This window comes from Georgfuchsia toluolica (assembly GCF_907163265.1).
Lineage (GTDB): Bacteria > Pseudomonadota > Gammaproteobacteria > Burkholderiales > Rhodocyclaceae > Georgfuchsia > Georgfuchsia toluolica.
This window is the reverse complement of the sequence record NZ_CAJQUM010000001.1, coordinates 2,948,428-2,963,363: the sequence shown is the minus strand read 5'-3', so window position 1 is coordinate 2,963,363 and position 14,936 is coordinate 2,948,428. Positions and strand designations below refer to the sequence as shown.

Annotated in this window: 12 protein-coding genes; 7 read left to right on the top strand and 5 right to left on the bottom strand. The window is 58.1% G+C overall.

The window, feature by feature from the left end; translation table 11 throughout:
* The first annotated feature begins 12 nt into the window (after positions 1–12).
* From metG to K5E80_RS13960, 4 genes are all read left to right on the top strand, one after another.
* Positions 13–2,112, top strand: coding sequence for a methionine--tRNA ligase (gene metG / locus K5E80_RS13975; RefSeq protein WP_220636735.1), 2,100 nt, complete (start codon positions 13–15; stop codon positions 2,110–2,112).
* A gap of 10 nt (positions 2,113–2,122) precedes the next feature.
* Positions 2,123–2,404 carry an acylphosphatase gene (locus K5E80_RS13970; protein WP_220636734.1) on the top strand — a complete coding sequence of 94 codons (282 nt, stop codon included), beginning with the start codon at positions 2,123–2,125 and terminating at the stop codon, positions 2,402–2,404.
* Positions 2,405–2,515: 111 nt separating this feature from the next.
* On the top strand, positions 2,516–3,112 hold the full coding sequence (locus K5E80_RS13965) for a peroxiredoxin (RefSeq protein ID WP_220636733.1): 597 nt from the start codon (positions 2,516–2,518) through the stop codon (positions 3,110–3,112).
* Between the two features lie 298 nt (positions 3,113–3,410).
* A complete protein-coding gene (locus K5E80_RS13960) occupies positions 3,411–4,583 on the top strand; it encodes a porin (RefSeq protein ID WP_220636732.1) in 1,173 nt (390 codons plus the stop codon).
* Positions 4,584–4,683: 100 nt separating this feature from the next.
* On the opposite strand, the gene ruvB is transcribed toward K5E80_RS13960, so the two are convergent.
* The 5 genes from ruvB to nifJ form a co-directional block, all read right to left on the bottom strand.
* Positions 4,684–5,733 carry a Holliday junction branch migration DNA helicase RuvB gene (ruvB, locus tag K5E80_RS13955; protein ID WP_220636731.1) on the bottom strand — a complete coding sequence of 350 codons (1,050 nt, stop codon included), beginning with the start codon at positions 5,731–5,733 and terminating at the stop codon, positions 4,684–4,686.
* 9 nt (positions 5,734–5,742) lie between these two features.
* Positions 5,743–6,318: a Holliday junction branch migration protein RuvA gene (gene ruvA / locus K5E80_RS13950; RefSeq protein WP_220636730.1), complete on the bottom strand. Its 576-nt coding sequence runs from the start codon at positions 6,316–6,318 to the stop codon at positions 5,743–5,745.
* A gap of 48 nt (positions 6,319–6,366) precedes the next feature.
* Positions 6,367–6,900 carry a crossover junction endodeoxyribonuclease RuvC gene (ruvC, locus tag K5E80_RS13945; protein WP_220636729.1) on the bottom strand — a complete coding sequence of 178 codons (534 nt, stop codon included), beginning with the start codon at positions 6,898–6,900 and terminating at the stop codon, positions 6,367–6,369.
* 256 nt (positions 6,901–7,156) lie between these two features.
* Positions 7,157–8,179 carry a dihydroorotate dehydrogenase-like protein gene (locus K5E80_RS13940; protein WP_220636728.1) on the bottom strand — a complete coding sequence of 341 codons (1,023 nt, stop codon included), beginning with the start codon at positions 8,177–8,179 and terminating at the stop codon, positions 7,157–7,159.
* A 4-nt stretch (positions 8,180–8,183) separates the two neighbouring features.
* Positions 8,184–11,756 carry a pyruvate:ferredoxin (flavodoxin) oxidoreductase gene (gene nifJ / locus K5E80_RS13935; protein ID WP_246590990.1) on the bottom strand — a complete coding sequence of 1,191 codons (3,573 nt, stop codon included), beginning with the start codon at positions 11,754–11,756 and terminating at the stop codon, positions 8,184–8,186.
* A gap of 432 nt (positions 11,757–12,188) precedes the next feature.
* On the opposite strand from nifJ, the gene K5E80_RS13930 reads away from it, so the two are divergent.
* The 3 genes from K5E80_RS13930 to K5E80_RS13920 all read left to right on the top strand — a co-directional run bounded on the left by K5E80_RS13930 (position 12,189) and on the right by K5E80_RS13920 (position 14,928).
* Positions 12,189–12,608, top strand: coding sequence for a response regulator (locus K5E80_RS13930; protein ID WP_220636727.1), 420 nt, complete (start codon positions 12,189–12,191; stop codon positions 12,606–12,608).
* Between the two features lie 29 nt (positions 12,609–12,637).
* Entirely contained in the window at positions 12,638–13,399 is a 762-nt protein-coding gene (locus K5E80_RS13925; protein ID WP_220636726.1) for a response regulator, read from the top strand.
* A gap of 134 nt (positions 13,400–13,533) precedes the next feature.
* The gene (locus K5E80_RS13920) at positions 13,534–14,928 is read left to right on the top strand and encodes a cytochrome c3 family protein (RefSeq protein ID WP_220636725.1); all 1,395 of its coding nucleotides are present in this window, start codon (positions 13,534–13,536) and stop codon (positions 14,926–14,928) included.
* Positions 14,929–14,936 lie beyond the last annotated feature (8 nt).

Sequence of the window (14,936 nt, the reverse complement as noted above, 5' to 3'; positions counted from 1 at the left end):
CGCCTGCCCGCCATGACTCCTCCGCGCAAAATCCTCGTCACTTCGGCCTTGCCCTACGCCAATGGCGCCATCCATCTCGGCCATCTGGTCGAATATATCCAGACCGATATCTGGGTGCGCTTTCAGAAAATGCGTGGGCATGAGTGCCATTACGTCTGTGCCGACGACACCCACGGCACACCGATCATGCTGCGCGCGGAGAAGGAGGGCATCACGCCGGAAGCATTGATCGCCCGCGTTCATACGGAACACAGCCGGGATTTCGCCGGTTTCCATGTTGCCTTCGACAACTACCACTCGACCCACTCGGACGAAACCCGCCATTACTCAGAAGATATCTACGCCCGGCTACAGGCTGTGGACCTGATCGAAGCCCGCGCCATCGAGCAGTACTATGACCCGCTCAAGCAGATGTTCCTGCCCGACCGCTTCATCAAGGGCGAATGTCCCATGTGCGGCGCGAAAGACCAGTACGGCGATTCGTGCGAAGTGTGCGGTGCCGCCTATGCGCCCACCGACCTGAAAAACCCCTATTCCGCCGTCTCAGGCGCCAAGCCCGAGCTGCGCAAGTCGGAACATTACTTCTTCAAACTGTCCGATCCGCGCTGCCAGAGCTTCCTGCGCAGATGGACGCGCGACGACCGCCTGCAACTTGAGGCAGCCAACAAGATGCAGGAATGGCTTGGCGCGGAAGGCGAAAACAAACTCACCGACTGGGACATCTCGCGCGACGCACCCTACTTCGGCTTCCAGATTCCCGGCACGAAGGACAAATACTTCTACGTCTGGCTCGATGCACCGATCGGCTACATGGGCTCGTTCCAGAATCTTTGCGCCAGGCAGGGCCTCGACTTCGACGCCTTCTGGAACAAGGACTCGCAAGCCGAGCTTTATCACTTCATCGGCAAGGACATTTTGTATTTCCACGCCCTGTTCTGGCCGGCGATGCTCGAACACGCGGGTTATCGCACGCCCACCAGCATCTTCGCCCACGGCTTCCTCACCGTGGATGGGCAGAAGATGTCGAAGTCGCGCGGCACCTTCATCACCGCCGAAAGCTACCTGCAACAGGGGCTCAACCCGGAATGGCTGCGCTACTACTTCGCCGCCAAGTTGAACGGCAGCATGGAAGACCTCGACCTTAACCTCGACGATTTTGTGCAGCGTGTGAATAGCGATCTGATCGGCAAATATGTGAACATCGCCAGCCGCGCCGCTGGCTTCATTGCCAAGCGCTTCAACGGTAAATTGATGCCCGGGCGCCAGCTCGGCGAACGATTTGACGCAGAACTTCCGGGGCTGCGCGAATCGGCCGCCGAGATTGCCGGCCATTTCGAAGCACGCGACTACGGCCGCGCGGTGCGCCGCATCATGGCGCTGGCCGATCAGGTAAATCAATACACCGACACCCATCAACCCTGGGTGCTGGCCAAAGACCCTGACAAGACCGAGCAACTGCACTATGTGTGCACCATGCTCATCAACGCCTTCCGGCTGCTGACCATTTACCTGAAACCGCTGCTGCCGAAACTGGCCCATCGCGCCGAAGAATTTCTCAACATCGCGCCGCTGCGCTGGGTTGATGCCGGCCATTTGCTTGACCCCGGCCATCCGATCAACGTCTACGAACACTTGATGAGCCGTATCGAAGCGCAGCAGATCGAAGCACTGCTCGCCGCCAACCGCGAGTCGCTGGCCCTGACTCCAGAGCAGCAATCGCAACAGCGCCACGCCGAGCATCAGCAGAACAGCGAGGACAGAATGCAGGAAACCGCACATATTTCCATCGACGATTTCGCCAAGGTCGATCTGCGCGTGGCAAAGATTGTCGATGCCGCGCATGTCGAAGGCGCCGACAAGCTGATTCGCTTGAGCCTCGACATTGGTGAAGAAAAGCCGCGACAGGTATTCGCCGGCATCAAATCCGCCTACGACCCGGCGACGCTGATAGGCCGCCTGACCGTCATGGTAGCCAATCTGGCGCCGCGCAAAATGAAGTTCGGCCTATCCGAGGGCATGGTGCTGGCCGCCTCCGACGAAAGCGGCAAGACCGGTGGCCTCTACCTGCTTTCGCCCGATTCCGGCGCCATGCCTGGCATGAAGGTCAAATAGGACAGCGCCAGTGGAAGCACGCCGCCTGGTCATTACCGGCCTCGTTCAGGGCATCGGTTTCCGCTATCACATGGTCAACGCGGCGCGGCGCTTGGGCATCAGCGGCTGGGTGCGCAACCGCCGCGATGGCAGCGTTGAAGCCGTCATCGCCGGTAGCGCCGAGGCGATCGCCGCGATGATTCATTGGGCCAGGAGCGGCCCACCCGCGGCCCGCGTCGATCAGGTCTATGTCGAAGAGTTTGTTGACACCAATCAACCACTTGTGGAGTTCAGCCAGTTGCCGACGGAGTAGCATGCGGCTATCGACCCGATAGCCGGGTTCGATTGACGATTGCAGTAATCAAACAGCAGAATTGACTTGCTGTCTTTCAATCCGCAATTTTTCTACTTAAGGAGTCTAGCCATGGCTGTTCTCGTCGGTAAACCCGCCCCCGATTTCACCGCTAAAGCGGTTTACGGCAACAACGAAATCAAGGATCTCAAGCTTTCCAGCCTCAAGGGCAAATACGTCGTGCTGTTCTTCTACCCGCTCGACTTCACCTTCGTCTGTCCGTCCGAGCTCATCGCCTTCGATCACCGCCTGGACGAATTCAAGGCGCGCGGCGTCGAAGTATTGAGCTGCTCCATCGATTCGCATTTCACCCACCTCGCCTGGAAGAACACACCCATCAACAATGGCGGCATCGGTCAGGTCGGCTATCCAATGGTCGCCGATCTCAACCACACCATCGCCCAGGCCTACGATGTCGAATCGCCCGGTGGCATGGCTTACCGCGGTTCTTTCCTGATCGACAAGACCGGCACCGTGCGCCATCAGGTCGTAAATGACCTGCCGCTCGGCCGCAACGTCGACGAAATGCTGCGCATGGTTGATGCTCTGCAATTCACCGAGGAGCATGGCGAGGTCTGCCCCGCCGGTTGGCAGAAAGGCAAGAAAGGCATGACGGCGAGTCCGGAAGGCGTCGCCAAGTACCTGGCCGAAAACGCCAAGGCGCTCTAGCAATAACATTCCTTCATCATTTTAGTTTGTGAAAAATGGCCACCGCGGTGGCCATTTTTTCTTTTTTTGTAAAAAATTATTGCCAATTGTTTCAATAAGATTAAGCAACTATTTCAAGGTAATTATCGTGTTGCACAAACACGACACTTCACCTGAGCAAAACCCTGTTAAGAGTTGGCTTCCGCAGCCTGCATGGGCATAATAACCGCCGACTGTTTGAAGTCCGGGTTCGGTAAAGGGATTTTATTTAAAAGACCGTTCTCGTGAAACAAATGTTTTCACTCTACAGGAGAAATACATGCAAAAGAAACTGATCGCTCTTGCCATCGCTGGTCTTGCCAGCACCGCCGTGTTTGCCCAAACCAATGTCACGCTCTACGGCGTTGCTGATGTGACCCTTGAATCAGTCAAGACCTCTAACGCAGGACCTCTGACGACCCTGTCCGATGCGGATTACGGCAACACCGGCCGTGTCACTTCCAATTCGTCCTATGTTGGCATCAAAGGTACAGAAAATCTGGGCAATGGTTTGAATGCATTGTTCCAGTTCGAAACGGGCTTCAGCGCTGATACCGGTATTTACAATGGCTCTGGCCGCGATACCTTTGTCGGCCTGTCCAGCCAAGATTTCGGCACCATTCTTGCGGGCAATCTGACAGGTGCTACCCGCGCTCTCGGTAACCGCATGGAAATGCTGCCGGGCAACGCTGGTGTCGGCACTGCCGTTTCTTTGCTGGGCAATCCGTTGAATGGAGGCAATACCGGCAATACCGGCACGTTTGATACGCGCTTTGCCAACACCGTGGCTTACATGACCCGGAATTACAATGGTCTAGACTTCATGGTTGACTACTCGTTTGGCGAGAACAAGCAACTCGAAGACGGCACGGGTGCTGGCACGCAGAATGGCACCAAGACATGGGAAATTGGGGCCAACTACGTAAACGGCGGATGGGATCTGGGTTATGTCTATGGCAGACTTGACACTGGTGACAACATCGCTGGCAACGTTGATCTTGTCAAGAACCACCGCCTTGGTCTGGGTTACACTTTTGACGGTGGCCACAAAGTGACCTTCCAGTGGGACAGGCAAGAATTTGATCCCGTCGGTGGTGGCGGTGATGTGAAGCAGAATTCTTACAGCCTGCAGGGCAAGTACATGGTTACCCCGAGCGGTGGTCTGATCGCCGACTACACCGTAGCCAAGGATTTGGATTCAGGTGGCACCATATCTGATACTGGCGCGAAGCTGATTACTGTCGGCTATCTGCAAAATCTGTCGAAGCGCACGATGATCAAGGCTTTGTACTCGCGCATCAGCAATGACGACTTTGCTGCTTACAACTTCTCAACTGGCGCTGTAGGGGCCACTAATTCCGCAGCTTCCGTATTTGCTGGAACCAATACCGCCGGTTTCGGTCCGGGCGCTGATGTTTCAGCTTTCGCGGTTGGCGTTCGCCACTCCTTCTAATATCGGCTAACCCCGATTTGGAAATTTAAACGGCCGCCTTCGGGCGGCCGTTTTTTTGTGCTCTCAAAAAAAACAGGCTGTTGGTGCGGACTGCGACTGACTATTCCGCAGACGGCGAAAAAAGTCCCGGCTGATTCTGCGCCGCCGGTTCGGTCAGACCGAAATGCCTCCAGATCGCCGCCGTGGCGATTCTGCCGCGCGGCGTGCGCTGCAAATAGCCCTGCTGAATCAGGAAGGGTTCCAGCACGTCTTCGATGGTGTCGCGCGCTTCGCCGATCGCCGCCGCGAGATTGTCGACACCGACCGGGCCGCCGCCGAATTTCTCCAGCATCGCGCCGAGCAGCTTGCGGTCCATGATGTCAAGGCCGAGGTGATCGACATCGAGCATGGTCAGCGCGGCATCGGCCACCTCGCGCGTGATGCGGCCTTCGGCGCGCACTTCGGCGAAATCGCGCACCCGGCGCAGCAGGCGGTTGGCGATGCGCGGCGTACCGCGTGAACGCCGGGCGATTTCCACTGCGCCGTCGTCCGCAATGTGGCAATCGAGCAAGGCCGCGGAACGGCGCACGATCAGCGCCAGTTCTTCCGGCGTATAGAACTCGAGTCGCGCGACGATGCCGAAGCGGTCGCGCAGCGGATTGGTCAGCATGCCGGCACGCGTCGTCGCCCCGATCAGGGTGAATGGCGGCAGGTCGAGCTTGACCGAGCGCGCCGCCGGGCCTTCGCCGATCATGATGTCGATCTGGAAGTCTTCCAGCGCCGGGTAAAGGATTTCCTCGACCACCGGCGAGAGACGATGAATTTCATCGATGAACAGCACGTCGTGCGGTTCGAGATTGGTCAGCATCGCGGCGAGATCGCCGGCACGTTCCAGCACCGGGCCGGAAGTGTGCCGCATATTGACGCCCATCTCGTGGGCAATGATATGGGCCAGCGTGGTCTTGCCGAGGCCGGGCGGGCCGAACAGCAGTACGTGATCGAGCGCTTCGCTGCGTTTGCGCGCGGCCTCGATGAAGATTTCGAGCTGGCCGCGTATCTTCTGCTGGCCGACATATTCGGCAAGGCGCTTGGGCCGCAATGCGCGTTCGAGCGCTTCTTCCTGCGGCGACTCCTTGGCGGTGGCGATTAAGCGATCGGTTTCGACGGTCATGACTGGAGTTTACTTCGAGAGCAGTTTCAGCGCCTGACGGATGCCATCGGACACGCTCGCCCCTTGCGGCAATTGTTTCATCGCCAGCAGCGCCTCGCGTTCGCTGTATCCCAGTGCCAGCAAAGCGTTGATGATATCGCTGCCCGCGTCCGGCACAGCATCCGGCGTGTTCACGGCACTGCCTTTGGGCAGCTTATCGCGCAGTTCAAGCAGCAATCGTTCGGCCGTTTTCTTGCCGATGCCAGGAATTTTCACTAACCGGCCAACTTCCTGTAAAGCCACGGCCTGGGCAAGATCGCTGGCCGAGAGGCCGGACAATACGGCCAGCGCCGTGCGCGCACCGATGCCGGAAATTTTCAGCAACTGGCGGAAGGTGGCGCGCTCGTCGTCGGTAAGAAAGCCATAGAGAAACTGGCCATCTTCGCGTACCACCATATGCGTGAACACCGCGACACGCTCACCGACGCCGGGCAGGTTGTAGAAGGTGCTCATCGGCACATCGACTTCGTAGCCAACGCCATGCACGTCGAGCGTGACGTGCGGCGGGTTTTTCTCCAGCAGGATTCCGGTCAGACGTCCGATCATTCAGCTACCTTCCTTTCATTGCGCGGAGGACTCGCAATTGGTGTGACGTCACACCAGCCGTCCGTTGCGCATCCGAAAACCCGTCGTCGTCAACGCGCCCAAGCCCTGCCCGCCGTGCGCATGGCAAATCGCGCAGGCCAATGCATCAGCAGCATCGGTACTGGGCGAACCAGGCAGTGAGAGCAGACGCACCACCATGTGCTGTACCTGTTCCTTGGCGGCCTTGCCCTTGCCCACCACCGCCTGCTTGACTTGCAGCGCCGTGTATTCGGCCACCGGCAAGCCCGCGCTAACCAGCGCGCTGATCGCCGCGCCGCGCGCCTGGCCAAGCAACAGCGTCGATTGCGGATTGACGTTGACGAAGATCTTTTCCACCGCCGACTGCTGCGGCCGATGTTCGGCGATCACCTCGGCAATGCCTTCGAGAATGGTGGCAAGCCGTTGCGGCAGCGACAATTGGCCATTGGTGCGGATGCAACCGCCGCTCACATATTTCAAGTGATTGCCGGTCTTGTCGATTACTCCAAAACCCGTAATCCTGAGCCCTGGGTCAATCCCCAATATGCGTATTGATTCGCTCATCAGGATGGATTTGCCACAAGCCCAGGGTTTTCAGAGAAAGCCAACCAGCGCAGCCGGTTAAGCGAGCATGGCGAGCGGCCGAAACTAAAGCCTGTAATGCGCAGGCCGGGATCGATGCCGGGGATGCGGACCGAGGTGTTCATGGACCGCAAGATACACGGCCGCGGCAGTAACCGCCACCTCGATGAAAGCGGGAATACCCGCCTTCATCGCAACTCAGCGCAAGTTTGTTTTCGGCCGTGGTTAAGGTTTGATCTTAAGGCCGCCAGCTTTGCAGGATACGCATGTAATTCCCGCGCTCGAATGCCGCCGGATCCGGGCAGCGCGCCAGATTCATGCAACCGTGCATCTCGGAAAGCGAGGCATAACCGAGTTCCTCGACGATGCGTGACAGTTCGCTGCGCAGCGTGGCAAGATGTTGTGGCCCGTTCTTCAGAATCGCCGAAACGACCTGCACCGACCGGGCACCGGCCATAACTGCCTTGACGGCGTCGGTCGCGGTATGCACGCCACCGGAAACAGCAATATCCAGCTTGCGCTGCGCCGACAGAATCGCCAGCCAGCGCACGCGCAGCAGCAGTTCAGACGAGTCCGAGAGGTGCAGTTCGTTGCGCACTTCCAACTCCTCGAGGTCGATGTCCGGCTGGTAAAAGCGGTTGAAAAGCACCAGCCCGTCAGCGCCGGCAGACTCCAGTCCAGCCGCGAAATGCGCCAGGGATGAGAAGAACGGAGACAGCTTGACGGCGACCGGTATCCGGATTGCGCGTTTCACTGTGCGAACGATGTCGATGGTGCGGCGCTCGACCGCCACACCACTTTCATCGGGGTCCGTGGCCACGTAATAGACGTTGAGCTCCAGCGCATCGGCGCCAGCCTGCTCGATGAGCTTTGCGTATTCCAGCCAGCCGCTCGCGCTGATGCCGTTGAGCGAGGCAATCACCGGCACTTGCACCGCCGCCTTGATGTGGCGGATCTGATCCAGATAGGTTTGCGGTCCGAGCCGGAACTCCGCGGGTTCAGGGAAAAATGAGCTTGCCTCGGAAAATTCATCGACGTGCGACTGAATGTCAAGGAGCGTGCGCCCCTGCTCCATCACGATCTGTTCCTCGAATAGCGATTCCATCACGAAGGCGGCGGCGCCAGCGTCTTCCAGGCGCCGCACCGTATCCAGGTTGCCCACCATTGGCGAGGCCCCCACTATGAATGGATGCGGGAGCTTCAGTCCGAGATAGCAGGTTGAGAGATCGGTCGGAGTCGTTGTAGTTAGCGGCTTGGCCATGATGTCATTCGTCCTTGTTGATGATGGGTTGAACTGGGAGAGCCATATGGGCATAGAGCGCCAGCCGTTCTTCGGACTTGTTCTGGAGCAACTGCATCAGATCCTTGAAACGTTCCGGATTTTGCTGCTCCACCATGCGGAAACGGGTCTCGTTGCGGGTGTAGTCGGTCACCTTGCCACTGGGCGCGGGGGAATCGACGCGCAGCGGGCTCTCGCCGGGGGCATTCCGGCGCGGGTCATAGCGATACAGCGGCCAGTAGCCGGTATCGACCGCCAGTTTCTGCTGCGCCGCGCCCTGGGCCAGGTCATAACCATGGGCAATGCAGTGCGAGAAAGCGATGATCAAGGACGGGCCCGGATAGGCTTCCGCCTCGGCAAAGGCTTTTACCACCTGGGCGTCGTTGGCGCCAAAGGCGATCTGGGCGACATACACGCTGCCATAGGACATGGCCAGCAGACCGAGGTCTTTCTTGGCCATCGATTTGCCCGCCGCCGCGAACTTGGCCGCCGCGCCGGTGGGCGTGGCCTTGGAGGCCTGACCGCCGGTATTGGAATAGACCTCGGTATCCATGACCAGGATATTGACGTCGCGCCCGGACGCGAGCACATGATCCAGGCCGCCATAACCGATGTCATAGGCCCAGCCGTCGCCGCCGACGATCCAGACGCTCTTCTTCACCAGATAGTCGGCGATGAGTTCCAGCCGGCGCGCTTCGGGCCGGGGAATGCCCTTGAGCTGCTCGCGCAACGCCAGCACGCGAACGCGCTGGGCGGCGATCCCGGCTTCGTCCTGCGGCTGGACTGCCAGCAATTCCCCGACCAGGCGATCACCCACCTCGCCCGCCAGGACTTGCAGCAGTTCCTGCGCCTGCTTGGTTTGCTGATCGACGGCAAGCCGGTAGCCGAAACCAAATTCGGCATTGTCCTCGAACAGGGAATTGCTCCACGCCGGTCCGCGCCCCTCGCGGTTGACCGTGTACGGCGTCGTCGGCAGGTTGCCGCCATAGATCGACGAACAACCGGTGGCATTGGCGATCAGCGCCCGATCGCCAAAGAGCTGCGTCAGGAGTTTCACATAAGGCGTTTCGCCGCAGCCGGAACAGGCACCCGAATACTCGAACAGCGGCTCGAAGAACTGCGTCCCCTTCATATTGAGCGGCACCAGGTTGCGGTCTGCTTCGGGCAGCGCGAGAAAGAATTCATAGTTGTCGCGCTCCGGGACGCGCAACGGCAGTTGCGGGACCATGCCGATGGCCTTTTGCCGCGGGTTCTGCTTGTCCTTGGCCGGGCAGACTTCGACGCAAAGCCTGCAGCCGGTGCAGTCTTCGGGGGCCACCTGCAAGGTGTATTTTTGGCCCTGGAAAGGTTTGCCCTTGAAATCGATCGACTGGAAGGTGGCTGGCGCACCCGCCAGCGCTGACGGCGGGTAGACCTTGGCGCGAATGGCCGCATGCGGACAGACCATCGCGCATTTGTTGCACTGGATGCAGATGGCCGGATGCCACTGGGGAATTTCCAGCGCCAGATTGCGCTTCTCCCAGCGCGTCGTGGCCGTGGGCCAGGTGCCATCGACCGGAAACGCACTTACCGGAAGTCCGTCGCCCTTGCCTGAGAGCATCACCGCCGTGACCCGCTGAACGAAGTCCGGCGCCTTGGCCGAGACGGTCGGCGGCATGACGATGGCGGAATCCGCCGTGGCCGGCACCTTGACTTCGTGCAGATGCGCCAGCGAATCGTCGACCACGGCGTAGTTCTTGTTCACCACCGCCTCGCCCTTGGCGGCGTAGGTTTTCTTGATCTGGCGCTTGATGTAGTCGATCGCTTCCTCGCGCGGGAAGATCGCCGCCAGCGCAAAGAAGCAGGTTTGCATCACGGTATTGACGCGCCCGCCCATGCCGGCGCGACGCGCCACATCGTAAGCGTCGATGGTGTAGACCTTCAACTGCAGATCAATGATCTGCTGCTGGACTTCACGCGGCAACTCAGCCCACAGCTTTTCCGCGGGGAACAATGAATTGATGAGCAGCGTGCCGCCGGGAGCCGCGATCTCCAGCACATCGTAGCGCTCGAAGAAGTTCCACTGATGCACGGCAACGAAGCTCGCACGCCGGATCAGGTAGCTCGACTGGATCGGCCGCGGGCCGAAGCGCAGATGCGAAGTGGTGATGGCGCCGGATTTCTTCGAGTCGTAGACAAAATAGCCCTGCGCGAACTGGTCGGTCTCTTCGCCGATGATCTTGATCGAGTTCTTGTTCGCGCCGACCGTGCCGTCGGCGCCCAGGCCGTAGAACACCGCGCGCACGACGTCCTTCGGTTCGATGTCGAAGGAATAATCGACCGGCAGGGAGAGGCCGGTCACGTCATCGACGATCCCCACGGTAAAGCGCCGCTGTGGCTTGTCCTTGGCCAATTCTTCATACACCGCGCGCACCATGGCCGGGTTGAACTCCTTGGACGACAGTCCATAGCGCCCGCCGATGACGCGCGGGTGTATCTTCAATGCGCCTTCTTCCTCGGCTTCGTGCAGGGCGGCGACCACATCGAGGTAGAGCGGATCGCCGAAGGCGCCCGGCTCCTTGGTGCGATCCAGTACCGCGATGGTCCGCGCCGTGCGCGGAATCGCCTTGATGAAGTCAGCCGTGGCGAAGGGCCGGAACAGGCGCACCTTGAGCAGCCCCACTTTTTCACCGCGGGCCACCATCCAGTCGACGAGTTCATGCGCCGCTTCCGCGCCCGAGCCCATCATGATGATCACGCGCTCGGCTTGCGGATGGCCGACGTAATCGTAGAGGCGATATTGGCGGCCGGTGACCTTGGCGAAGCGGTCCATCTCCGCCTTCACTTTTTCCGGACAGACGTCATAGTAGCTATTGCCGGCTTCGCGCGCCTGGAAGAACACGTCAGGATTCTGCGCCGTGCCCCGCAGTACGGGGTGATCGGGCGATAACGCGCGACGGCGGTGGGCGGCGATCATTTCTTCGTCTATCAGCGCACGCAGGTCATCGTCGGAAAGCACCGCGATCTTGGCCACTTCGTGCGAGGTGCGGAAACCGTCGAAGAAATGAAGGAAGGGGATGCGCGTCTTCAGCGTGGCGGCGTGGGCAATGGCGGCGAAATCCTGCGCCTCCTGAACCGAACCCGCGGCCAGCATGGCGAATCCGGTCGAGCGGCAGGCCATGACGTCGGAATGGTCACCGAAAATGGACAGGGCGTGCGTGGCAAGGGTGCGCGCCGAGACATGCATCACGAAGGACGTGAGTTCGCCGGCGATCTTGAACATGTTGGGGATCATCAGCAACAGGCCCTGCGATGCGGTGAACGTGGTCGACAGCGCACCAGCCTGGAGTGCGCCGTGAACCGCCCCGGCGGCGCCACCCTCGGATTGCATTTCGGAAACCTGCGGCACAGTATTCCAAAGATTGTGCATCCCCTTCGCCGCCCATTCGTCGGAGTGCTCGCCCATGTTCGATGAGGGCGTGATCGGGTAGATGGCGATCACTTCGCTCAGCCGGTACGCCACCGAGGCTACCGCCTGGCTTCCATCCAGCGTTTGCATTGTCATTGCAGAATTACTCATCAAGGATTCCTCAAGATCAGCCTCAGGACTGATCCATTTCAAAAAAACGGAAAGGGATTTTATTGTAGAAACAAGTCAGGCTCGATTGACCCAGTTAAATAATTAAATGGTTCATTGCAGAAGGAAGGCCATGAGCTTCTCTGGCACCTCCTGCTTCTCTTGCTCATTCCCAGCCACCAATCTTGTGTATAGAAATAATATTCCCATCACGATTACGTATCTATTTGATTAACAATAAATCACAGCACTAAAAAGATACTAGTGTATACAAAAAATGTTCCTCGGCTGGCCAAGGGAATGTCGGCGAAGGTGCTGCATGCCGTCAAAACTATACATAAGTAATTGATAATAAATTGAATAATTTCAAATTATTAAACTTGGCATGAGGGTTGCAGGCTAAAGGATAAGTAGAACAAATCTGAGGTGGCCAAAATGCTTGAGAAAGCCAAAATCCTGGTCGTAGATGATGATGAAGCCGTCCGACTCAGCCATGTCAGAAGTTTGTTGGGAGAGCACTGCAACGTGGAAGTAGTAAAAAATGGCAAGGATGCGTTGGAACTGATGGGGCAACATCCGTTCGATGTCGTGTTGCTCGACCTGCGCATGCCTGGAATGGACGGCATGGCGGTTCTCAAGACGATCAAGGAGAAATGGCCCGAGAGCGAAGTGATCATCATCACCGGGTATCCGGCAGTTGAGTCCGTCAAGGAAGCGGTGACGTTGGGTGCCTATGACTATCTTGCCAAGCCGGTCGGGCCTGACGATGTCATCAATGCGGCGAACGGCGCCTTATTGCATAAAAGATGGGCTCTGCGCCGTGATCAGCAGGCCCGTTGCGCAGGTGTCCAGTAGCTTTATGTGGGGGCTGGTAGCTGGCGATTTTGCTGACTGAGCCATTTTTTAGGAGAAATATCATGAGTGCGTTACATAAAGTGCTGGTCGTCGATGACGACCCCGTGGTAGGCAAGAGTTTCGACCGCGTTCTTTCGCAAAAGGGCTATGTAGTAATCACCGCCCAGAATGCGCAGGAAGCCTTGGCTCAGTTGCAAGGTGAGGAATACGACCTCGTTTACACGGATATCAAGATGCCCGGCATGGACGGCCTTGAGCTTGCCGAACAGATCCAGGCGAAGCGCCCCTGGATACCCGTGGTCATCGTTACCGGATACGGCACATCGGCAAATGAGGCCCGAGCCAAGGCCGCCGGGGTGTCGGCTTTCATGCACAAACCGCTGTCGCCGGAAATGATAGAAGGAAGCGCGCTGAATGCGCTACAGAAGCCAGCGCAGATCATCCTTCCGCAGGAGGAAGCAAATCCTGTCGAAAAGACACAGCCTGAGCCAACCAAAAAAGAAAACCGGCTGAAGAACCTCGCTCTTTTCATTGTGGCTCCATTCGTCGCGCTGGCCTATGCCATGTCGCTGCCCTTTGTCGGAATTGCAATGCTGGCCTGGTTTGGCGGGAAAGCGCTCAGGAAAATTCCAGTGGCGAGGAAATTACTCGATGCCGTGAAGAATGTTACCCTGTTCATTGCCGCCCCATTTATAGGATTGGCCTATGTCATTGCAATGCCATTCGTGGGAATTGGAATGCTGGCTTGGTTTGGAGTACGCGCACTGATGAAAAAGGCGCCGGCAGCATGATTTATTATGCATACTGCAGCATTCCGTACTGCGCTTTAGGTGCTCATCACCAGCAAGGGGCAAGAAGCCATGAGGAAAGCCTGGCTTCCCTCATGGCTTCTTGCCGAAACAAATTCAATCACAGGGAAGCTTAAATGAAAAGTTCCTTCATTACACGCCAGATATTTCCGTCGTCATGCCCAAACAGCTTGCTCCTCGGCGTTATGACCGCATTGGCGCTTTTTATTCTGAGCACGTCCGCGCATGCCGGAAATAACGCCCTGTCCAAAGAGAGCCAAGCCTGCCTGGAATGCCACGGACAGCCGGGCCAGGAGAAAAAACTCAAGAACGGCGAGGTGCTTTCCCTGCATATCTCCGCAAAAGCCTTTGCCGGATCGATGCACAACGCGACAGGTTGCGAGAGCTGTCACTCGAGTCTTGACGCCCAGAACCACTTCATGAAAGAAGCCGTCATCAAGAGCAAGCGCGACTATTCCTTAAGCATGGTGGAAACTTGCCGTATGTGCCATGAGGAAAATTTTACGAAATACGAAGACAGTCTACATGGAGCGCTGGTCAAGGAAGGCAGACCAGACGCTCCGCTATGCTCGGATTGCCACAATCCGCATGCGGTTCGTTCCATGAAAATCGTCGAGCCGATATCGGCGGTTCCCTGCGCGAAGTGTCACGAAGATATATTCGATGCCTATTCCAAGAGCGTGCATGGCCTGGCGCGTGAAGCCAAAGCAAATGGCGCTCCCATTTGCGCAAATTGCCATACAGCCCACGAAGTAAAAGCAGCGTCGCTGGGTGAAGGCATAAAGGATGCCTGCCTTTCATGTCACAAGGATGCGGTCAAAGAGCATAAGGACTGGTTGCCGAATGCAGAAAGACACTTTGAGGCAATCTCATGTCCGGTCTGTCATGCTCCTACGGCGCAACGCCGCGTTAACCTCCGGCTCTATGACAGAGGGTCAAAACTTCAGCTTTCCGAAAAGGTGGGTGTGCCGCAGTTTGAAAAGCGGACCCAAGCCGCCGATGAAATGAATGTCGGTCTGGACGAGCGGGCGCTGTGGAGTCTGCTGAAGGAATTCAGCCAGGATGGTGGTGGGGGAAACACTATTTTGCGCGGCCGCCTGGAGGTAAGTACCGGTGTCGCGGCGCATCAACTCAGCGATAAATCCAGGGCCATCAGTGACTGCAATACCTGTCACCAGCATGGCGCGGATGCCTTCCAGAGCGTATCTCTCACGATAGCCGGCCCGGATGGCAGGCCGCTTCGCCATAGCGTCCAGAAAGATGTATTGAATTCCCTGTTGGCGACACAGTCAGTGCGCGGGTTTTATGCTATCGGCAGCACCCGAATCAAGCTGCTCGATTACATGCTGGTCCTGGTTGCTCTGGGCGCCGCCTGTGTGCCTATTGGGCACTGGAGCCTCAGAGTGCTGTTCCGGAAAATTCGGGAGAAGCGCGCGGCCAGGGAAAGTGCAGCGCAGCCCCAAGCCGACAGCCAGGCCTCGCCTGGAGATCGCTCCAAGCCCCTGGAGTGACGATGCCG

What these genes read in the sequence shown, in the direction of transcription:
- metG (WP_220636735.1), top strand. Translation starts at nt 13, where the DNA reads ATGACTCCTCCGCGCAAAATCCTCGTCACTTCGGCCTTGCCCTACGCC.
- K5E80_RS13965 (WP_220636733.1), top strand. Translation starts at nt 2,516, where the DNA reads ATGGCTGTTCTCGTCGGTAAACCCGCCCCCGATTTCACCGCTAAAGCG.
- K5E80_RS13960 (WP_220636732.1), top strand. Translation starts at nt 3,411, where the DNA reads ATGCAAAAGAAACTGATCGCTCTTGCCATCGCTGGTCTTGCCAGCACC.
- ruvB (WP_220636731.1), bottom strand. Translation starts at nt 5,733, where the DNA reads ATGACCGTCGAAACCGATCGCTTAATCGCCACCGCCAAGGAGTCGCCG.
- ruvA (WP_220636730.1), bottom strand. Translation starts at nt 6,318, where the DNA reads ATGATCGGACGTCTGACCGGAATCCTGCTGGAGAAAAACCCGCCGCAC.
- ruvC (WP_220636729.1), bottom strand. Translation starts at nt 6,900, where the DNA reads ATGAGCGAATCAATACGCATATTGGGGATTGACCCAGGGCTCAGGATT.
- K5E80_RS13940 (WP_220636728.1), bottom strand. Translation starts at nt 8,179, where the DNA reads ATGGCCAAGCCGCTAACTACAACGACTCCGACCGATCTCTCAACCTGC.
- nifJ (WP_246590990.1), bottom strand. Translation starts at nt 11,756, where the DNA reads ATGAGTAATTCTGCAATGACAATGCAAACGCTGGATGGAAGCCAGGCG.
- K5E80_RS13930 (WP_220636727.1), top strand. Translation starts at nt 12,189, where the DNA reads ATGCTTGAGAAAGCCAAAATCCTGGTCGTAGATGATGATGAAGCCGTC.
- K5E80_RS13920 (WP_220636725.1), top strand. Translation starts at nt 13,534, where the DNA reads ATGAAAAGTTCCTTCATTACACGCCAGATATTTCCGTCGTCATGCCCA.